The sequence below is a fragment of the Winogradskyella bathintestinalis genome (assembly GCF_030407435.1).
GTDB classification, from domain to species: domain Bacteria; phylum Bacteroidota; class Bacteroidia; order Flavobacteriales; family Flavobacteriaceae; genus Winogradskyella; species Winogradskyella bathintestinalis.
Map to the genome: position 1 here is coordinate 658,895 of NZ_JASDDK010000001.1, position 18,931 is coordinate 677,825.

Annotated in this window: 26 protein-coding genes; 24 read left to right on the forward strand and 2 right to left on the reverse strand. The window is 32.8% G+C overall.

Translation table 11 applies throughout. The features are described from left to right. The first annotated feature begins 189 nt into the window (after positions 1-189). The gene (locus tag QMA06_RS02615; RefSeq protein ID WP_290205296.1) at positions 190-798 is read left to right on the forward strand and encodes a DUF4254 domain-containing protein; all 609 of its coding nucleotides are present in this window, start codon (positions 190-192) and stop codon (positions 796-798) included. Between the two features lie 52 nt (positions 799-850). Then, positions 851-1,867, forward strand: a complete 1,017-nt coding sequence (locus tag QMA06_RS02620; protein ID WP_290205297.1) for a glycosyltransferase family 9 protein — start codon at positions 851-853, stop codon at positions 1,865-1,867. A 147-nt stretch (positions 1,868-2,014) separates the two neighbouring features. On the opposite strand, the gene QMA06_RS02625 is transcribed toward QMA06_RS02620, so the two are convergent. Continuing rightward, complete coding sequence (locus QMA06_RS02625) at positions 2,015-3,073, reverse strand: ferredoxin--NADP reductase (protein WP_290205298.1); 1,059 nt, start codon at positions 3,071-3,073, stop codon at positions 2,015-2,017. Between the two features lie 135 nt (positions 3,074-3,208). On the opposite strand from QMA06_RS02625, the gene QMA06_RS02630 reads away from it, so the two are divergent. Genes QMA06_RS02630 through QMA06_RS02665 form a run of 8 tightly spaced genes read left to right on the forward strand, consistent with a single transcriptional unit; the run spans position 3,209 to position 8,759 of the window. Then, positions 3,209-3,541 carry a PadR family transcriptional regulator gene (locus tag QMA06_RS02630; protein ID WP_179337539.1) on the forward strand — a complete coding sequence of 111 codons (333 nt, stop codon included), beginning with the start codon at positions 3,209-3,211 and terminating at the stop codon, positions 3,539-3,541. Positions 3,542-3,597: 56 nt separating this feature from the next. Then, on the forward strand, positions 3,598-4,245 hold the full coding sequence (locus tag QMA06_RS02635) for a hypothetical protein (protein WP_290205299.1): 648 nt from the start codon (positions 3,598-3,600) through the stop codon (positions 4,243-4,245). Beyond that, entirely contained in the window at positions 4,217-4,933 is a 717-nt protein-coding gene (locus QMA06_RS02640; RefSeq protein WP_290205300.1) for a hypothetical protein, read from the forward strand. Before QMA06_RS02635 ends, QMA06_RS02640 begins: the two co-directional genes overlap by 29 nt. A 30-nt stretch (positions 4,934-4,963) precedes the next feature. Continuing rightward, positions 4,964-5,653 carry a hypothetical protein gene (locus tag QMA06_RS02645; protein WP_290205301.1) on the forward strand — a complete coding sequence of 230 codons (690 nt, stop codon included), beginning with the start codon at positions 4,964-4,966 and terminating at the stop codon, positions 5,651-5,653. Between the two features lie 51 nt (positions 5,654-5,704). Next, positions 5,705-7,177 (forward strand): DUF5687 family protein, encoded by a 1,473-nt coding sequence (locus tag QMA06_RS02650; RefSeq protein WP_290205302.1) that lies wholly within the window; start codon positions 5,705-5,707, stop codon positions 7,175-7,177. 3 nt (positions 7,178-7,180) lie between these two features. Then, entirely contained in the window at positions 7,181-7,906 is a 726-nt protein-coding gene (locus QMA06_RS02655) for an ABC transporter ATP-binding protein (RefSeq protein ID WP_290205303.1), read from the forward strand. A 30-nt stretch (positions 7,907-7,936) separates the two neighbouring features. Then, the gene (locus QMA06_RS02660) at positions 7,937-8,179 is read left to right on the forward strand and encodes a hypothetical protein (protein WP_290205304.1); all 243 of its coding nucleotides are present in this window, start codon (positions 7,937-7,939) and stop codon (positions 8,177-8,179) included. Next, entirely contained in the window at positions 8,163-8,759 is a 597-nt protein-coding gene (locus QMA06_RS02665) for a hypothetical protein (protein WP_290205305.1), read from the forward strand. Before QMA06_RS02660 ends, QMA06_RS02665 begins: the two co-directional genes overlap by 17 nt. Here the strand turns inward: QMA06_RS02665 and QMA06_RS02670 are convergent. Then, positions 8,742-8,951 (reverse strand): hypothetical protein, encoded by a 210-nt coding sequence (locus tag QMA06_RS02670; protein ID WP_290205306.1) that lies wholly within the window; start codon positions 8,949-8,951, stop codon positions 8,742-8,744. The two genes, QMA06_RS02665 and QMA06_RS02670, sit on opposite strands and share 18 nt — an antisense overlap. A 22-nt stretch (positions 8,952-8,973) precedes the next feature. On the opposite strand from QMA06_RS02670, the gene QMA06_RS02675 reads away from it, so the two are divergent. From QMA06_RS02675 to atpH, 14 genes are all read left to right on the forward strand, one after another. Beyond that, entirely contained in the window at positions 8,974-9,507 is a 534-nt protein-coding gene (locus tag QMA06_RS02675; protein ID WP_290205307.1) for a hypothetical protein, read from the forward strand. Between the two features lie 147 nt (positions 9,508-9,654). Then, complete coding sequence (locus QMA06_RS02680; RefSeq protein ID WP_290205308.1) at positions 9,655-10,251, forward strand: hypothetical protein; 597 nt, start codon at positions 9,655-9,657, stop codon at positions 10,249-10,251. Between the two features lie 79 nt (positions 10,252-10,330). Continuing rightward, complete coding sequence (locus QMA06_RS02685) at positions 10,331-10,474, forward strand: hypothetical protein (RefSeq protein WP_290205309.1); 144 nt, start codon at positions 10,331-10,333, stop codon at positions 10,472-10,474. A gap of 79 nt (positions 10,475-10,553) precedes the next feature. Beyond that, positions 10,554-11,132: a hypothetical protein gene (locus QMA06_RS02690; protein WP_290205310.1), complete on the forward strand. Its 579-nt coding sequence runs from the start codon at positions 10,554-10,556 to the stop codon at positions 11,130-11,132. Between the two features lie 5 nt (positions 11,133-11,137). Beyond that, entirely contained in the window at positions 11,138-11,413 is a 276-nt protein-coding gene (locus tag QMA06_RS02695; protein ID WP_290205311.1) for a hypothetical protein, read from the forward strand. Next, the gene (locus QMA06_RS02700) at positions 11,406-12,074 is read left to right on the forward strand and encodes a hypothetical protein (protein WP_290205312.1); all 669 of its coding nucleotides are present in this window, start codon (positions 11,406-11,408) and stop codon (positions 12,072-12,074) included. Before QMA06_RS02695 ends, QMA06_RS02700 begins: the two co-directional genes overlap by 8 nt. A gap of 476 nt (positions 12,075-12,550) precedes the next feature. Next, positions 12,551-15,169 carry a type IX secretion system periplasmic lipoprotein PorW/SprE gene (porW, locus tag QMA06_RS02705; RefSeq protein WP_290205313.1) on the forward strand — a complete coding sequence of 873 codons (2,619 nt, stop codon included), beginning with the start codon at positions 12,551-12,553 and terminating at the stop codon, positions 15,167-15,169. Positions 15,170-15,193: 24 nt separating this feature from the next. Next, positions 15,194-15,631 carry a bactofilin family protein gene (locus QMA06_RS02710; protein ID WP_290205314.1) on the forward strand — a complete coding sequence of 146 codons (438 nt, stop codon included), beginning with the start codon at positions 15,194-15,196 and terminating at the stop codon, positions 15,629-15,631. A gap of 16 nt (positions 15,632-15,647) precedes the next feature. Further along, positions 15,648-15,833, forward strand: a complete 186-nt coding sequence (locus tag QMA06_RS02715) for an AtpZ/AtpI family protein (RefSeq protein WP_290205755.1) — start codon at positions 15,648-15,650, stop codon at positions 15,831-15,833. Positions 15,834-15,840: 7 nt separating this feature from the next. Further along, positions 15,841-16,212, forward strand: coding sequence for a DUF6168 family protein (locus QMA06_RS02720; RefSeq protein WP_290205756.1), 372 nt, complete (start codon positions 15,841-15,843; stop codon positions 16,210-16,212). Between the two features lie 87 nt (positions 16,213-16,299). After that, positions 16,300-17,469 (forward strand): F0F1 ATP synthase subunit A, encoded by a 1,170-nt coding sequence (gene atpB / locus QMA06_RS02725; RefSeq protein WP_290205315.1) that lies wholly within the window; start codon positions 16,300-16,302, stop codon positions 17,467-17,469. Positions 17,470-17,509: 40 nt separating this feature from the next. Continuing rightward, a complete protein-coding gene (gene atpE / locus QMA06_RS02730) occupies positions 17,510-17,698 on the forward strand; it encodes an ATP synthase F0 subunit C (RefSeq protein WP_290205316.1) in 189 nt (62 codons plus the stop codon). A gap of 98 nt (positions 17,699-17,796) precedes the next feature. Beyond that, positions 17,797-18,297 (forward strand): F0F1 ATP synthase subunit B, encoded by a 501-nt coding sequence (locus tag QMA06_RS02735; RefSeq protein ID WP_290205317.1) that lies wholly within the window; start codon positions 17,797-17,799, stop codon positions 18,295-18,297. A 64-nt stretch (positions 18,298-18,361) separates the two neighbouring features. Further along, positions 18,362-18,892, forward strand: a complete 531-nt coding sequence (gene atpH / locus QMA06_RS02740) for an ATP synthase F1 subunit delta (protein WP_290205318.1) — start codon at positions 18,362-18,364, stop codon at positions 18,890-18,892. Positions 18,893-18,931: the final 39 nt, after the last annotated feature.

Genomic DNA, 18,931 nt, shown 5'->3' on the forward strand with positions numbered 1-18,931 from the left:
TGATTCAAGCGTTAAAGTTAATAATTCCTACTAAATTTTTATTGTAAGATTAATTTTTAAAAAATAAGTAGTAAAAATAAACCATACAAAAGGAACCGCTAAGTTAGTCCATGTATTTTTTAAGTTACTATAAAGAAATTACAACTTAATAATTTCATGTACTTTTGTAAAGATTAAATTGATTTTATTATGTTTTCACAAAAAGCTAACGCTATTTTTCAAGAGGTTATAAAAACTTATAAAGTTTTAAATTCAGTAGATCAGCCTTTTACAAACAAGTACGATAAAAATGGCGATCTTATTGCGCATTTATTATATAGAAAATCGTGGATAGATACCGTCCAATGGGCTTATGAAGATATTATTAGAGATCCAAACATTGATCCTGTTGCGGCTTTGAAATTAAAACGGATGATTGACGCCTCTAACCAAGATAGAACGGACACGGTTGAATTTATTGACAGCTATTTCTTGAATAAATACAAAGATGTGACGGTAAAACCTGATGCCAAAATCAATTCTGAAAGTCCGGCTTGGGCCATAGATCGCTTATCGATTTTAGCATTAAAAATATACCACATGCATCAAGAAACAGTCAGAGACGATGCCAGTGATGCACACAAAGCAGCATGCCAAACAAAACTCAATGTTTTATTAGAGCAACGTGAAGATTTAAGTACCGCTATTGACGATTTGCTAAATGATATCTCTAATGGTGATAAGTATATGAAGGTGTACAAACAAATGAAAATGTACAATGACGATGAGCTTAATCCTGTTTTGCGAGGACAAAAGTAACTTCCAATAGACCTTTTAGGTTTTCAATATTAAACAGGTCTAATCCTATAAAATGCCAAAACCAAAACACATATTAGTCCTTAGGTTTTCTGCCATGGGAGACGTGGCGATGACGATTCCTGTTTTAAGGGCGCTATCTGAGCAACATCGAGACCTAAAAATTACAGTCGTTACGAAGGCATTTTTTAAACCATTCTTTAACGATTTAGAAAATGTAAGTGTTTACGAAGCAGATTTAAAAGGCAAACACAAGGGCATCTTAGGACTGTATAAATTGGCGAAAGAATTAAAAGCTCTAGGTTTTGATGTCGTTGCAGATTTGCACAATGTACTACGAAGCAAAATTCTAAAATTCTTTTTTTTTGGAAAGAAAGTGGTACAGTTAGATAAAGGCAGAGCCGATAAAAAAGCGCTTACCACCGGAAAAAATTTTACGGCATTAAAAACGACACACCAACGTTATGGGGACGTTTTTGAAGCATTAGGTTTTTCAATTGATTTATCAGAACCTACATTTCCGAAACCAAAACCATGGTCCGAAAATCTAAAGACTTTTATTTCAAACAAAAATTTAAAGACTATAGGAATTGCACCTTTTGCAGCACACCAAAGTAAAATGTATCCTTTAGCGCAAATGGAAAGCGTAATTGAAACACTGTCTAAAGATTACAATATAATTTTATTTGGAGGAGGTAAAAATGAAATTGAAATTTTAAATCAACTTGAAAGCAAATTCACCACTGTAAAATCAGTAGCAGGAAAATTAAACCTCGAAGATGAGTTAGTACTGATTTCAAATTTGAATCTTATGCTAGCTATGGATTCAGGCAACGCGCATATTGCAGCCATGTTGGGGCAAAAAGTAATCACCATTTGGGGTGTGACACATCCATTTGCAGGCTTTGCACCTTTCAATCAGCGTGAGGATTTTGCATTAACGGCGGATAGAGTAAAATTCCCATTAATCCCAACTTCAATCTACGGAAATAAATTTCCTGAAGGTTACGAGGATGCGGCTGGCAGTGTTTCAGTAGAAAAAATAGTTGCTAAAGTAGCATCTGTCATTTAATGCGGAACAAAGAAACCTTAATTTTTTTCCAAATAAAAAAGACCTATTAGAATTTATAACCAACGATAAGACTTCGTAATTAAAAAACCTAATAAGTCCGAATTCTTGATTCTAAAAGCGTAGCGGTCTTAATTTGCGATTTATTTCCTAAACATCATCATAATCTACAGCAACATGAGCTGAAGTCGGATGTGCTTGGCAAGTCAATATCAACCCTTCTGCAACTTCACCATCGGTTAATATATTATTCTGGCGCATTTCAGCAGTTCCTTCTGTGATTTTTGCGATACAGCTACTACAAATGCCACCTTGACACGAATAAGGCGCATCAATATCTTGCTTTAATGACGCTTCAAGAATAGTTTGTTTTTTCGACATGTTGAATTCAAATTCTTCATCGTCAACAACAACCTTAATTTTAGTTTCACCAGAAGGTAAATCTGAAACAACTGCAGCACTTTCTTCAACAGGCGGTGTAAACAATTCGAATTTAATGGCTTGTTTTTTTACTCCATTCTCAATCAACACATCATTAACAGTATTAATCATTTGCTCCGGTCCACAGAGATAGAACTGTTCAATGGTAACATCTTTGTATTTATTTTTTACAATGAGATTAACGGTGCTTTTTTCAATTCTCCCAAATAAGGCATCTTCTTCTTGTGCCTGACTGTAAATGAAGTGAGCATGAAAACGATTGTCGTATTGTTTTTTTAGTTGCAATAACTCATCTATAAACATGGCATCAGCCAAAGTTTTGTTACCATAAACCAATATAAAATTACTAAACGGTTCTTCTTCTAAAAGGGTTTTAGCAATACTGAGAACTGGTGTAATACCACTTCCTGCAGCAAAAGCAGCAATAGTTCTGGTTTTAGCTGCATTAGCGTCAAACGTAAAACGGCCATTGGGTTCTGCAACCTCTAAGGTGTCACCGGCTTTTAAAGTTGTATTGGCATAAATAGAGAATGTACCTCCTTCTACCGCTTTTACGGCAACAGTTACATTTCCACTGTTTTGAGAGGCACAAATAGAATAATCTCTACGAATATCATCGCCATTAATAGTGGTCTTTAAGGTAATATACTGTCCGGCTTTAAAACGGAATTTGTCCTTAAGCGTTTCAGGAATATCAAAAGTAATGGCAACTGAATTGTTGGTTACCTTATCAATGGATTTTATAGTGAGTGAATGAAATTGTGACATTAAAAATAATTTTTCGCAAAGATAAACAATCTTCTATAGAGCTGAGAGATTTTTGGAATCTGACATGTATTTTTTTATACGCAACATACCTAAAATTCTTATACATAAGAAAATTATGTATATATTCGTAATACGATGAGCAACTCAAAATTATACAAAGGCAGTTTAACCACCATCATTTTAAAGTTATTAAATGAGCACGATAAAATGTATGGTTATGAAATTACCCAAAAGGTAAAAGCATTGACTAAAGGCGAACTAAAAATCACGGAAGGTGCATTATATCCTGCGTTACACAAATTAGAAGCCGAAGGTTTGCTGGATGTTGAGGTCGCGAAAGTCGATAATCGATTACGCAAATACTACAAACTCACAGAAACTGGCACCAAAGAAACCGTTAATAAATTGGAAGAATTAGCGGAATATATAAAGACGATGCAAGCTTTGGTGAATCCTAAATTGGCTTAAAATATTTCAGACCTACTAGGTTTTTAAAACCTAGTAGGTCTAACTTTATTTAGAAAATGAAACTAACAAAAGAAGACATACAATTTATAGATAACTACCTAGAGAATTCTGAAGTTATTTACGTTGATATAAGAATGGAAATGATTGATCACGTAGCTTCAGACATTGAAAACAGAATAGAAGCTGGTGATACAAGAAGTTTTTATGACATTTTTAAAGATTACATGGTTGAAAACAAAGCACAACTTTTAGATGATAATAAACAATTTTTAAAATCCGCTGATAAAAAAATATGGAAAACCTTTGTGAAACAGCTTAAAAACCCACTTACACCTTTACTTTTTTTAGCATCTTGTATTGGGTTTGATGCCTTATTTCAAAATTATTCCATAGAAACGTTTAGGCAGTTTATTTCTATAATTCCGCTCGTTGGATTTACTGGATTTATCCTAACCTATGTCGTTTATCAAGGTGTAAGACAGAATAAAAGATTCTCAGTAGTAGAACGCTTAGCATTTCCTTTTTTAGCTTTTTACCAATTGCCTAATATCTTTATTAGTAGAACAAAAGACATAAACGGAACAAGTGATTTATTCTGGACAATTGGGAGTGCAAGTATAGCACTAACATTAATGTTGATATTGGTAATAATAAGTATAAAACTATTTGTGGATTATGAAAGCCGATTTAAAAGTGTTGTCTAAAATGAAACTCACCGAACCTCAAATAGAAGATCTTTACGCCTTCACAAGACAACATTTTGTGGAGCATTACGATTTACAAACCGAACTCGTTGACCATTTAGCCAATGATATTGAAACCCAATGGCAAAAGCAACCTAAACTTAGTTTTGAAGACGCTAAAAACAAAGCCTTCAAAAAATTTGGCGTTTTTGGTTTTATGGATGCTATTGAGCAAAGACAAAAAACCATGAATAAACGCTATAGATATTATTTATGGCGTGAATTGAAACAATGGTTCAAACTGCCACAGATAATTGCAACAATTACTCTGTTTGTATTGATTTATTTTGCACTCGCTTCAAGTTATGTTAAACTTTTCTCTATTTCACTTTATGTATTTGTAGCCCTTTGGTGTATGGTTAAAGGTTTCATATTGCACAGAAAATTTATAAAAAGAAGGAAGATGACGAATAAAAAGTGGCTCTTAGAAGAGTTAATTTTTAAACAGGCTGGCTATGTTTCATTTCTTTTTTTATTGCATTTGCAAAATATTTTTATACTCAATGATTCAGTTAAGTCTGTTTATGGACTACTTTTTATGTCACTATTATTTACAGTCTTAATGTTAATCAATTATATAAGTTTTGAAGTCATTCCTAACAAAGCGGAAGAATTGCTAAAAGATACATATCCACAATTTAGTATGTAATTATCCTTTTCTGAATTCTAAAAAGAAAAAATGAAACTCACCGAACCTCAAATAAAACAACTCTACACCTTCACAAGAGAGCATTATGTGGAGCATTACGATTTGCAAACCGAACTCGTTGACCATTTAGCCAACGATATTGAATCGCAATGGCAAGTAGAACCTCAATTATTATTTGAAGACGCTAAAAACAGAGCTTTCAAGAAATTCGGCATATTTGGTTTTATGGATGCTATTGAGCAGAAAGGGAAAGCGATGAATAAACGTTATATGCGTTATTTTTGGACCGAACTCAAAAAATGGTTTGAGTTGCCGCAATTCGTAGCAACAATTACCTTATTTCTGGTGTTTTACTTCGCCTTTTCATCAAGATTTGTATCTGTTTTAGTTTTTACTTTTTTTCTAATTATTGCCATTTGGTCTATATTTAAAGGTATTAAGCTTAAAAAACAATTTAATCACAGAAAAAAAATATCTAACAAAAAATGGATGCTCGAAGAATTGATTTTTAAACAAGCTGGAGGTGCTGCCATGATATTTATTTCGCAAATTGGAAATATTTTTATAATGTCAGATAGATATTTAGATAATATTTATGCCATTATTGGTTTTTCAGTAGCTTTCACTGCGGTTGTCCTAATCAATTATATCAGCCTAGAACTCATTCCAAATAAAGCCGAAAAACTACTCAAAGAAACCTATCCAGAGTTTAGTTTGTAACAAATTTCAACTTTTCACTACTTATCTAACAAACCAATCCATCATAACACTATGATAAAACAATTTATTAATCTCGAATGGAAAGCGTTTACACGTTCAGCGTCATTTAAAGTCAACCTCGCACTAAAAATCTTAATGATTGCTGGGGCATTTTTTATGATATTGTATGCTTTGGGATTAGGAATTGGCGCGTACTACATTATTGAGGATATGGTAGATCCAAATCCCTTAAAAATCATCAATAAATTTTTAATCTTCTATTTCATTTTCGATTTGGTTTTCAAGTATTTTCTACAAAAAATGCCTATTGTAAACATTAAACCTTTATTGTATTTACCACTAAAGAAGGATCAAGTTGTTAAATTCGGAATCAATAAAACAATGATTTCATTTTTCAATATTTGGCATGCTTTCTTTTTTATTCCTTTTTCAATTGTTTTAATCATAGAAGGTCATCCGTTTTTAAATGTTTTAGGATGGCATTTAGCAATGCTTGCACTTGTTTATTGTAACAATTTCATAAATATTTTTGTTAACAGTAAAGATGTTGTTTTTTTCGCTGTAATTGGTGTCATAGCAGTTTTAGGCGCTCTGCTTTATTTCGACATTTTTGATGTTACACAATTTACAGCACCATTATTTTCAGCATTTTATAATCAGCCCTATTTAGCTATAACCCCATTAATATTGGCGTTTGTATTGTATAAAATGGCATTCAAATATTTCAGGAACAACTTCTATTTAGATGCTGGTTTGGCAAAGAAAGTGGATATCGCGGAAACGGATACTATGGATTATTTAAATCGTTTTGGTAGCATTTCAACCTTTCTAAAAAACGATATTAAACTCATAAAACGTAATAAACGTTCCAAAATGACCATCTTTATGAGCTTTCTATTTATTTTCTATGGCCTATTATTTTTTACAGGAAGTATTGAAGCCTACGACGGCCCTTTTTGGCGCATTTTTGCAGGTATTTTTGTATCGGGCGGTTTCCTATTTAGCTTTGGTCAGTTTGTGCCGAGTTGGGACAGTGCTTATTATCCGCTCTTAATGAGTCAGAATATTAGGTATAAGGAATATTTAGAATCCAAATGGTATCTTATGGTTATTGCTACGGTATTCACAACACTTATTGCCTCATTCTATCTCTATTTTGGTTGGCAAGCTTATGCCGCTGTTGTGGTAGGAGCCATTTATAATATTGGTGTAAATTCCCACATGGTACTTTGGGGAGGCGCGTACATAAAGACACCAATAGATTTATCGTCTGCAAAAAAAGCATTTGGCGACAAAAAATCCTTTAATGTAAAAACGTTGCTGTTAACCATTCCAAAATTGGTATTACCAATGGTAATTTATGCGATCGGTCATTTTGCTTACAGCGAAGTTTTAGGTTTTGCTCTGGTTGCGGTAACAGGACTTATAGGATTATTATTTAAAAACAAGGTATTTAGTATTATCGAGAAGATTTATAAAGCTGAAAAGTATAAAACACTAGTCGCTTACAAACAAAACAATTAGATTATGATTATTACAACCAATTTATCAAAAACATATAACAGCAACACGGTTTTAAAAATCGATAGTTTAGAGATTCCTAAAGGCCAAAGTTTTGGACTTGTAGGCAACAATGGAGCAGGAAAAACAACGTATTTTAGTTTATTGTTAGACTTAATTCAGCCCACCACAGGTCATATTAAAAACAACACTATTTTAGTAAATGAAAGCGAAGACTGGAAACCATTTACATCAGCATTTATTGACGAAACCTTTTTAATCGGTTATTTAACACCAGAAGAATATTTTTATTTTATTGGCGAACTGCGTGGACAGAACAAAGCAGATGTTGATGCTTTATTATCACAGTTTGAAGATTTTTTCCATGACGAAATTCTTAATCAGAAAAAATATCTAAGGGATTTAAGTAAAGGGAATCAAAAGAAAGCCGGAATCGTAGCAGCACTTATCGGAAATCCTGAAGTTATAATCCTTGATGAACCTTTCGCGAACTTAGACCCAACCACACAGATACGATTGAAGGAAATCATAAAAGATTTAGCACAAAAAAAAGGCGTTACCGTGTTAGTATCTAGTCACGATTTAATGCACGTTACGGATGTCTGTGAACGCATTGTGGTTTTGGAAAAAGGAAACGTGATAAAAGATTTGGAAACCAATCCTGCCACATTAAAGGAATTGGAGGCGCATTTTGCTGGTGGATCTATGGCATCAAAAGAAGAGGAAGAATAATCCACTTTAATTCCCGAAAAGGGAATCCGAATGAATTCTATGCCATATCAGATGCACAACACGTCTTATATGGCAGAGAACTATGTTAAGTCAATTGCAGAATCAATTAGAGAGCTTGACTCTAATAAATATTCTTTAGATTATTACATGTGGTACGGTTGGGAAAGTTTAGATCAATATGATCATCAAGATAAATTATCACCAGAATTAGAAACTGCTTACAATTATTATCAATCAATAGTAAATCAAAATACAGATGTCAATTGTAATTAGAAGTTTATTTTTATTATGTTTTGTGATTTTGTTTAGATGTAACAAACAAGATACTACCGAAGTAGAAGCCTATAAATTGATTTCAATACTTATTAATGAATATGTTGTACCCATTCCTACCCCTCCACCATCTTCTTTAGGTAAGCTTGAAATAAATCAAAGGTTAGATTCGATAAATGATTTGTATGCTAAAGGTTATAATAGTGATAAAGAATTCACAGTATATCTAAAACCTCTTTCTGAAATTGGAAAAATTAATAAAAAGATAATAGATAATTATCCTTTTATTAATCTATCTAATAAAATTTATAGTAGGATAAAATTTATTAACTTAACTAAAATTGAGAGTAGAGAAAGTATTAATTTATTTGAGATAAAATCTAATACTTTAGATAATTTTGAGAATGTAGATATTGTTTTGTCATTCTCTGAAATTTTATTTAATCCCAATTATGATAAAGCAATTCTTAAATTAGGTGTTTCTAGAGGTAAATTGAATGGGTTTAGTAGTTTAATTATTTGCGAGAAAAAAAACGGGGTATGGGAAGTAATAGATAGTAAATTATTGAATATTAGTTAAAGATGTAGTGATCACTGTATGTAAATCTGATAAAGAATATGGATTGAGATAAGTTGAAGAGCTCTTTGTATTCATTGATGATGATACTAATAATTGTGCAGAAGGACTAGTTCCAGGCGCAAATGGTGGTTGTGTTGAAGAGGATAAGATTGAAAATAATTTACTTAACCCATGTGCGAATAATCTCTTCACTCAATTAGAGGATGGAATTTTTATGGATTACCCTGTAAAGCCTGAAGTACAAGTGCCAAACCTCGGTGAGTTGAATTTTGCTGAATCCATTCTTGCGCTTTTTAATAATTCCGATAATACAGACTATACAATAACTAATAGTGATTTAACAGGGAAAAATGCTGAAACCACAGGCGCATCAACTTTAATTAGTAATAGTTATTTAGCAAATGCGACACAACTGTCAATTGTAAGAACAATGATACATGAAATGGTTCATGCTTATATTAATGCATTATACTCTAATGTAGTATCTATTAATAATTTTTCCTATCGAGAAAAAATAGAAAGATACGCAGAAGATAACGGATATGTAATTGGTACGAATGAATTTCATCATAATTTTATGGGTCAATATCTTGATGGTATAGCCGTTTCACTTTATGAGTGGATAAAGATTATGGTACAGGTGGAAATCTTGGATGGAACTATTATAAATCGATGGCATATTCAGGTATGTTTCAAGTTGATACTAGCGGTAATATTGTCTCATTCGTTGATGCTTTCAGTGAATTAGTATCTGGTCAAGATGATAGACAAGAAATAGCGGACATTTTAATAAATGAACAAAAAAACAACGAAAACGCAAATGGAACGGAATGTAATTAAATACCTCTTTTTATCGTGTATAATGGTTTTGCCGGCAATTTTTTATGGTCAAAACATGCTTTTAAACGGAAATTATTCGAGTTTAGCAACTAATCAAGAAAATTACAATTATTACTCGTTTTATAAAAATGGGTTATTTGATTATCATTCAGGGGCAAGCTTAGGCGATGATAAATATGGAAATGGACATTATTTTATTAAAAAAGATAGTTTAATTTTACAGTATGATTTAACCGATTTAAAAGATAATAGCTATCACAAATTTAAAAACTACATAAATACTTCAGATTCTATAATACTAAAAATTAATATTTACAATCTAGACAAGAAGAGACTAGCTCATGTCTCGGTTTTAGGAAGTTCAAAAGAGAGATATGGCGTGGAATCAAACGGTGAAGGAATTGCATATCTAAAATTTAAAAAAGAAAAAGGTAGTAGAAAAATTGAGATATCTGATTTGTGTTGTGGTAATTATTCTTTTAAAATAAATTCTGAATTTAACTATGAGGTAGATGTTTTTTTAAGAAAGAAATTTAACAAGCCTACAGCGATTAAAAATGAAGTAGAAAAATATAAAATTATTGAGCATACCGATACTTATATTGAGCTTAAAAAGAATAATCAAACGATTAAATTGATAAAACAACTTTAATTTACATCTTTATCCGATATGCAGAGCAATAGGGAATTTAGATGAGTTCCGCTTTCCTGTAGAAAAATATTTAGGATTTGTGTGGGATGGTTTAAGAGGTTATGGTTTCGATGGCTACTATAATGACAATCTTGAGTACATTCGATTTGAACATATAGATTACCACTCAGAAAAGGCAGAAATAGTAGAAACAACAGCAGTAGGAGATAATTGTGATGAATAATTTTAAACTTTTTATTTTACTGATATTGGTATTTTCTTGTAGCGAGAGAGAAAATCGCTCTTCGGACTCATTAGAGCTAGTGAGTGACCACCAAATTTTAAGTGCTGTACTTGATAGTATTGCAATGTATAAAAGACCAAGAAGTTTATGGCCCGTACCGCCACCTCAAAATAGATTTAAGAAAACACTTACCAAGGAAGATTCTCTTAAAGCTAGGAGGTTAATTATAGGATATATTAACGAATTTAGAACAATTGGCATCGATACAAGTCTGGTGATTGACATACCAGATTATGCGATTACAGAAAATATGTTTAAAACAAAGGACTTTTCACCCATCGACAAAGCTTACGACAGTCTTTTAAAGATAAAAATAGATATTGATAGAATAAAACTGAAAGGGGTAAAAAACGCTATTTATTTTGATTCGATTACTTATTACGACCCATCAGATCATTTAACGAAGTACAGGAGTTACACAAATATAGATTATAGGTTCAATTTTTCTAACATCATCTATAATGAAGAGAAAACCAGAGCAGCCCTAAGGTGTATCTATAGATTTGAAGACCGTTACCCTAATGGTGCTATCTTCCTGTTGGAGAAAAGAAAGGATGATTGGGCAATATTGAAATCTCATTTTTTTATTGGTTATTAAAATATATGAAAAAACAATCAATGTTGTTGCTTAGGCACAAAAATACGTATTTGTCAGATAGATATGCTTATCCAATAACCAAAGCCATAAGGGAACTAGATGGATTCAGGTTTCCTGTAGAACAGTATCTAGGTTTTGGATGGGATGGTTTAAGAGATTATGGTTTCGATGGCTATTATAATGATGACCTTGAGTTCAATCAATTTGAGCATATTAATTATTATTCAGAATTAGAAGAGATTCTAGAGACTACTGCAATAGGCACTTTTTGCGATGAATAAATTTAAATATATAATTTTAATACTATTGTTTTTTTCTTGTAGAAAGAAAAAAACAATAGAGCATTTAAAAATAGAACAAGAAGATACAGAGATTATTGCCGCAGTAATAGATAGTATTGCTGCTTATGATAGCCCAAGAAGTTTATGGCCAGGGCCACCACCACAAAATAGAATAAAAAAAACATTAACCAGAGAAGATTCACTTAAGGCTAAACAGGGAACTATTAAATATATTGAATTATTCAGAACAATTGCAATAGATACGAGTTTAGCACTTAATTTGCCAGATTATGAAACCACAAAAAAAATTATTGAAGCACGTGATATATTTGCTACAATTAACCCAAGTTCTGACAGCCTTCAAAAAATAAAAATCGATATAAATAAAATTAATTTAAAAAAGAGAAAAAATATAATTTACTATGATTCCATAACGTACTTTAATCCATCTAAACATTTAACCAAATACAGAAGTTATCAAGGAATAGATTATAGGTTTAATTTTTCTAAAATTTATTATAACAAAGATAAGACTCACGCTGTAATACGTTATTTACAACGCTATGAAGACAGGCATCCAAATGGAAGTGGTCTATTTTTATTAAGAAAGGAAAATAAAAACTGGAAAATCATTGATGGATACAGATTTATGGGTTATTAAAAATCTTTATTAAACCCCGCTAGCCCTCGTGTTCGACGAGTGCCGTAGAAAAAAATTAAGAATATAGCAAATAATAGCAACAAAGTATATCGCACTTTTATAAACGAGTGCAATTAAAAAAAGCGTATTGCACTCGTCACGGACAAGTGCAGCGAGGCGCTAAATGCTAATACGTATTTAGCCTTATATAACTCTAATAATGGTAATACTGTAGAATTTCCTAAAATTGATGATTTTGCGCCATGCTGTTAATAATTTTAGAGTTCGAGTTGGTCCTAGCGTCTCTGCGGCTTTGCGATATTCTTTAGAATTATAGTTTTAAGCTTCAACGAGATATCTTATTTTCAACTAGAATTTCAGCCTCAATATTAAAAAACTACGTATTTTTACCAATTAACATAATATATTCAACACATATTAGTTATCTATAAACCAAAGAGAATCAACGTTTGAAAACCTATTACAAAATCATATTATTGCTTTTCTGCACAGCCATCCTAACCCAAAGCTGTTCACGCAAAAAAGACAAATTCATTAACCGTCAATTTCATGCTTTAGGCACAAAATATAATGTGTTGTATAATGGTAACATTGCTTTGCAAAGAGGCATTGAGGGAGTGAATGATGAGTTTACCGAAAATTTTTGGGAACCGTTGCCTATAGAGCGTATGGATGTGTCCGAAGATATATTTCTACCAGGACAAACTAAAAATGCTGATTTTGAACGTGCCGAAGAAAAAGCCATTAAAGCTATTCAGACACACGGAATGAATATTGGGGGTAAGGAAAAAAATCCTCAAATTGACGAAGCCTATTTATTGTTAGGTCAAGCACGTTATTTCGATCAACGTTTTGTCCCGGCGATGGCTGCTTTTAATAATATTTTAAATAAATATCCAACAAGCGATAAAATAAATCAAGTTAAAATCTGGCGCGAAAAAACAAGTATGCGTTTAGATAATAACGTAGGTGCCATTGAGAAACTAACTAGACTGCTTAGGGAGGAGGACATTGAAGGACAAGATTTGGCAGACGCCTCGGCAGCCTTGGCTCAGGCTTACCTAAACACAGAATCTAAAGATAGTGCGCTTGCCCAACTAACTATTGCTGCGGAAAACACAGAAATTAAAAGAGAAAAGGCCCGTTACCATTTTATTAAAGGACAAATTTATAATGAATTCGGAAAAAAAGACAGTGCTAACATAGAGTTCGACGCCATTATTGATATGCATCGCCAAGTGCCAAGGTCTTTCTATATTAATGCTCATATTGAAAAATCAAACAATTTTGATGCTTTAAATGGCAACGAAATAGAGTTTGAAGAATTTTTAGCTGAATTAGAAGAAAACAGGGAAAACAGGCCGTTTTTAGATAAAATCTATTACAGAATTGCAGAACACCACCGCCATAAGGCATCAGACAGTCTTTCGGAAGTCTATTATAATAAGTCACTTCGAAAAACAACATCAGATAAGTACTTAAAATCTCTCAATTACGAAACGTTGGGGAATATGTATTTCGACAGAAATTCTTATAAAACTGCGGGAGCATATTACGATTCTACGATGACTGCTATGGTTGACAATACTAAACCTTACAGAGTAATTAAAAAGAAACGGGAAAATCTTGTTGACGTTATTTATTATGAAGGTATTGCTCAAACCAATGACAGTATTTTAAGAATGGTCAGTCTTCCAAAAGCAGAACAATTGGCGATTTACACAAAATTGGCAGAAGACCAAAGGGTAAGAGCTTTAGAGGCGCAAAAAGCGCAAGAAGCAGCCTTAGAGCGACAAACAAGTCAGCCGATAATGACTAATATTGATCAAAGAAAATCACGAAACGTAAGAAGTGTCAACGGTCCACCAAGTATATCTAGGGGTTCGCAATCTAAAGCCATTCAAACCAAAAACTCCACTAGAAACGTCAATAATAAAAATAGCAGTTTTTATTTTTACAATCAAACAACGGTGGCTTATGGTAAAAATGAGTTTTTAAAAATTTGGGGAGATCGTAAGCTTCAAGATAATTGGAGACTTTCTAGTGAGCGTTCCAGTATGGCTAACACTGTAGCAAATGATAGTTTAACCGATACTGTTGTAGACGATATACGATTTAATCCCGACACTTATTTGGCTTCTCTACCAACCGAGCAAATAGAATTAGATAGCATCGCTAAGGAGCGTAATTTTGCTTATTACCAATTGGGAATCATATATAAGGAGAAATTTAAAGAGCTTGAATTGGCTAAAACAAGGTTCGAAAATCTATTGGAAAACAACCCTGAAGACCGATTAATTTTGCCTTCAAAATATAATTTGTACCGTCTGTATGTTGAACTTGGTTTAAACCGAAAGGCGGAAGCGATGAAAACGGCAATTATTAATGAATATCCAGAGTCCCGTTATGCCGAAATTTTATTAAATCCACAATCTGAATTATCTAAAGACGAGAACAGTCCAGAGGCTATTTATACTAAACTCTATAAACAATTCGAAAACGAGGAATATACAGCTGTAATTGCGGAAGCGGAAACACAAATAAAACGATTAGAAGGTGATAATTTTGTACCTAAATTCGAAATTTTAAAAGCTTCGGCAAAAGGAAGGCTTTATGGTTTTGAAGCTTATAAAAAAGGCATTAATTATATTGCGCTAACTTATGCTAATACTGAGGCAGGAAAAAAAGCGCAAGACATTATATCAAATGCTTTTCCGGTTTTAGCAAAGAAAGATTTTGTAGCTAATGATGCGGCCAACAAGTTTAATGTAATTTTTCAATTCGAAAATAATGCAGGTGAAGATATAGAGGCTTTTATAAAGACATTAGACGAAGAGGTCGCTAAAATTGATTATTTTGATTTAACCACCTCAAAAGATGTTTATGACGAAAACACTACCTTTGTAGTGGTTCATGGATTAAAAAGTATAGGAGGCGCAAATGGATTTGCCGAATTGCTTAAATCTGGTGAAAAAGATAACCGAGGTCGCGTCGCAAAGCCAAAAATCACTCGACCTTATTTTGCTATTTCTTCACCAAACTATGCTATAATTCAGAGACATAAAAACTTAAATGCATATTTAGATTTAGAGTAACTTAAAATCAAAAACCAAATCAACATGTTTTCTTCAGACAACAAAAAACCAAAACAAGCAACCATGGAAACAAGTACGCAGCAAAATATTATAGCACAAGGCACAAAAATTGTAGGTGATATTGCTAGCCAAGGCCCATTTAGAATCGACGGTACCGTAGAAGGTAATGTGAAAACTTCGGGTAAAGTGGTTGTTGGAAAATCGGGATATATTAAAGGAACTTTACAAGGTGAAAATGCCGATTTTGAAGGTAAATTTTCTGGTAAACTTATTTTATCGGGCACGTTATCATTAAAGTCTACTGCGCATATTGAAGGCGAAGTGCATATTAATAAGTTGTCTGTTGAGCCTGGTGCAACATTCAATGCTACGTGTAGCATGAAAGGCACTGTAAAATCTTTATCAGGCGAGCCAAACAAATTACAACAACCACAACAACAAGTTAAAGCTGAAAGCAAATAAAGGTCCAAATAAGTTTATAAGGTTTACCGCTGTGGCATTTCAAATGGGGGGCACCATTTTCCTTGGTAACTATTTAGGACAATGGCTAGACGCCAAATACAGTACTGATTTTTGGGAAACCACCATAACGCTTATTTCAGTCCTCCTATCTATGTATTTGGTAATTTCTCAGGTCATTAAAATGTCGAAGGAAGATGATTAAGGCTCTTATGGTTTATATAATATCTTTTTTGGTATTATTTGTGTTAATCCATTTTTCGCAAGAATACCTTATGGACAAATCAAATATTCGATTTAGTCTATGGGATACCAATGTCTATTTCGCGGCGGCCTCATTACTGATATGTATCCATTTTCAATTTTTTTCACTTATTAAGAACTTAGAAACTCAACTAGGTTTTATTTACTTACCTACACTATTTATAAAAGGTGTTTTATTCTATGTAGCATTTAAGGATTCTGTTTTCAAAATTGAGGTGTTAAATATGACAGAACGATTAAGTCTTTTAATTCCATTGCTCTTATTCTTAGCATTGGAGGTCTTTTTTGTAGTAAAAATCATTGATAAAGATGAGCTATGAATAATTAGTATAAAAACACATTGTTATTTTAATAAATTGCGTACTTTTGCACGGAATTTGAGAAGAGGTTTTTTTGATTTTATAATAATGAAGATATTTCAACAAAGTTTTAGAAGTTTCGTACTTGCAATATTGGTGATTTTGCCAACAACTATTTTTGCAAATATTGCAGAGGGAGATGGTGGTCGTGTTTCAACGAAGCAAGAAGTAGAAGGGTATATTTTACATCACCTTAAAGATTCTCACGATTTTAATTTATTCTCATATACAGATGATTCTGGTGAGCGTAAGCATGTTGGTTTTCCGTTGCCAGTGATTCTTTGGTCTTCGGAAGGTTTAGTTACTTTTATGTCTTCTGAGTTTCATCATGACGATAATGGCGAAGTTATCGTTGAGAAAAATGGACTTAAGTTTACAAAGATTCATTCTAAAATATATGAATTAGAAAAAGGAGCTACTGCTGTTAATTTCGATGCGGATCATCATGCCACAAACGGAACTAAGCTTTTAGATTTTTCAATTACTAAAAGTGTTGTTGGAATCTTATTAATAGGCCTTTTAATGTTATTCTGGTTTTCTAGATTGGCAAATCAATACAAGAAGAAACAAATTCCAACTGGGTTTGGACGTGTGTTAGAGCCTTTGGTGCTTTATGTACGTGATGAAATTTCAAGACCTAATGTTGGTGAGAAGCATTATCGCAAATTTACAGGCTATTTATTAACTGTATTTTTCTTTATTTGGATTTTAAACATGGCAGGTTTAACACCGCTTGGTTTTAATGTTACTGGTCAGCTGGCTGTAACGGCGTGTTTAGCAATCTTTACACTTGTAATTTATACTATAAGTGGTAATAAGGACTACTGGATGCACATCTTATGGATGCCAGGAGTACCGATTTTTGTTAAGCCAATTTTAGCAGTTATAGAATTGGTAGGAGCCTTTATCATTAAGCCGTTTTCATTACTAGTGCGTTTGTTTGCAAATATTTCTGCAGGTCATATTGTACTAATGAGTTTAATTGCTATTATGTTTACACTTAAAGATTCTTTGGGCGTAGCTGGTGCAACGGGTTTATCATTTGTATTATCATTTTTCCTTTTATTAATAGAATTATTAGTAGCATTCTTACAAGCCTATATTTTTACGATGCTTTCAGCATTATTTATAGGTATGGCTGTAGCAGAGCATGATCATGGACATGATCTTGAGCGTGAAACAGCGGATGTGGAAGACGTAAGAGGAGATTTTATTTAACAAGAGTTTTTTTTAATTTAACTATATAAATTTATTTACTATGTACAATTTAATTGGAGCAGGATTAATCGTAATCGGAGCAGGTATTGGACTTGGTCAAATTGGTGGAAAAGCAATGGAAGGTATTGCACGTCAACCAGAAGCAGCAGGTAAAATTCAAACAGCAATGATTATTGTTGCCGCACTTTTAGAAGGTTTAGCATTTGGTGCTTTATTCTTAGGAAAATAAGAACCAAATCAAAATTACAAGAACACTATCCTGTAACGGTTGGTTGCAGGACGTGTTTTTTAAATTAAAAAAAAACAAACACCTAATTAGTTAATAGGATGGAAACATTATTAAACGATTTTTCGCCAGGATTATTTGTAGTATCGACCATACTTTTGTTGGTATTGATTGCATTAATGGTAAAGTTTGCTTGGAAACCAATTTTGACATCATTAAATGAAAGAGAAGAAGGTATTCAAGGAGCTTTAGATGCAGCTGAAAAAGCAAAGCTTGAAATGGCAAATCTTCAAGCTGATAACCAAAAGTTATTACAAGAAGCACGTTTAGAAAGAGAAACAATGCTTAAAGAAGCGCGTGAATTGAAAGCTAAAATGATTGCTGATGCAGAAGCACAAGCACAAGACCAAGCTAATAAAATAATTTCACAAGCACAAGAAGCTATTTTAAGTGAAAAGAAAGCGGCTATGGCAGAATTAAAAAGTCATGTTGCAGGTTTATCTCTAGAGATTGCAGAAAAGGTAGTAAGAAAAGAATTATCTGATAAAGACAAGCAACTGGCATTGGTTGAGTCTATGTTAGGTGAAGCAACTTTAAACTAATTAGTAACCAAGGTGTCATATTGAACGTACTAAAAATGCACTCAATATAAAAGTTGAAAAGGATATGAACAGAGCAGCCATAAGATATGCTAAAGCAGTTTTAAGTTTAGCGACAGATCAAAAATCAGCGGAAGCGGTTAATAGTGATATGAAATCAATCGTTAACGCTATTGCTGGAAGTGAAGATTTAAATCAAATGCTACAAAGTCCGGTTGTAAAATCATCTGATAAAAAAGCAGTACTTACCAAAGTATTCAAGGACGCTAATGCATCAACGATGAACTTAATAGACACGTTGATTGATAATAAAAGATTAGCACTCTTAAACGATGTTGCTTCTAGTTATAATACATTGTTCGACAGGTTAAGAGATTCACAAATAGCAAAAGTAACTACAGCAGTACCTTTAACTGAGGATTTAAAACTTAAGGTAATGGCTAAGGTGAAGGAATTAACGGGTAAAGAAGCAGAAGTAAAAAATATTATAGATGAAAGCATTTTAGGTGGTTTCATTTTAAGAGTTGGTGATATTCAGTATAATGCTAGTATCGCAAATAAACTCGATAAATTAAAAAGAGAATTTACATTTAATTAAACGATATTCGTTCACTGAGCCTATGCGATGTGAGTGCCT

Bases quoted from the DNA above. Each gene is read 5' to 3' on its own strand.
- QMA06_RS02615 (WP_290205296.1), top strand. From the start codon at position 190: ATGTTTTCACAAAAAGCTAACGCTATTTTTCAAGAGGTTATAAAAACT.
- QMA06_RS02620 (WP_290205297.1), top strand. From the start codon at position 851: ATGCCAAAACCAAAACACATATTAGTCCTTAGGTTTTCTGCCATGGGA.
- QMA06_RS02625 (WP_290205298.1), bottom strand. From the start codon at position 3,073: ATGTCACAATTTCATTCACTCACTATAAAATCCATTGATAAGGTAACC.
- QMA06_RS02630 (WP_179337539.1), top strand. From the start codon at position 3,209: ATGAGCAACTCAAAATTATACAAAGGCAGTTTAACCACCATCATTTTA.
- QMA06_RS02635 (WP_290205299.1), top strand. From the start codon at position 3,598: ATGAAACTAACAAAAGAAGACATACAATTTATAGATAACTACCTAGAG.
- QMA06_RS02640 (WP_290205300.1), top strand. From the start codon at position 4,217: ATGAAAGCCGATTTAAAAGTGTTGTCTAAAATGAAACTCACCGAACCT.
- QMA06_RS02645 (WP_290205301.1), top strand. From the start codon at position 4,964: ATGAAACTCACCGAACCTCAAATAAAACAACTCTACACCTTCACAAGA.
- QMA06_RS02650 (WP_290205302.1), top strand. From the start codon at position 5,705: ATGATAAAACAATTTATTAATCTCGAATGGAAAGCGTTTACACGTTCA.
- QMA06_RS02655 (WP_290205303.1), top strand. From the start codon at position 7,181: ATGATTATTACAACCAATTTATCAAAAACATATAACAGCAACACGGTT.
- QMA06_RS02660 (WP_290205304.1), top strand. From the start codon at position 7,937: ATGAATTCTATGCCATATCAGATGCACAACACGTCTTATATGGCAGAG.
- QMA06_RS02665 (WP_290205305.1), top strand. From the start codon at position 8,163: ATGTCAATTGTAATTAGAAGTTTATTTTTATTATGTTTTGTGATTTTG.
- QMA06_RS02675 (WP_290205307.1), top strand. From the start codon at position 8,974: ATGGATTACCCTGTAAAGCCTGAAGTACAAGTGCCAAACCTCGGTGAG.
- QMA06_RS02680 (WP_290205308.1), top strand. From the start codon at position 9,655: ATGCTTTTAAACGGAAATTATTCGAGTTTAGCAACTAATCAAGAAAAT.
- QMA06_RS02695 (WP_290205311.1), top strand. From the start codon at position 11,138: ATGAAAAAACAATCAATGTTGTTGCTTAGGCACAAAAATACGTATTTG.
- QMA06_RS02700 (WP_290205312.1), top strand. From the start codon at position 11,406: ATGAATAAATTTAAATATATAATTTTAATACTATTGTTTTTTTCTTGT.
- QMA06_RS02710 (WP_290205314.1), top strand. From the start codon at position 15,194: ATGTTTTCTTCAGACAACAAAAAACCAAAACAAGCAACCATGGAAACA.
- QMA06_RS02720 (WP_290205756.1), top strand. From the start codon at position 15,841: ATGGTTTATATAATATCTTTTTTGGTATTATTTGTGTTAATCCATTTT.
- atpB (WP_290205315.1), top strand. From the start codon at position 16,300: ATGAAGATATTTCAACAAAGTTTTAGAAGTTTCGTACTTGCAATATTG.
- atpE (WP_290205316.1), top strand. From the start codon at position 17,510: ATGTACAATTTAATTGGAGCAGGATTAATCGTAATCGGAGCAGGTATT.
- QMA06_RS02735 (WP_290205317.1), top strand. From the start codon at position 17,797: ATGGAAACATTATTAAACGATTTTTCGCCAGGATTATTTGTAGTATCG.
- atpH (WP_290205318.1), top strand. From the start codon at position 18,362: ATGAACAGAGCAGCCATAAGATATGCTAAAGCAGTTTTAAGTTTAGCG.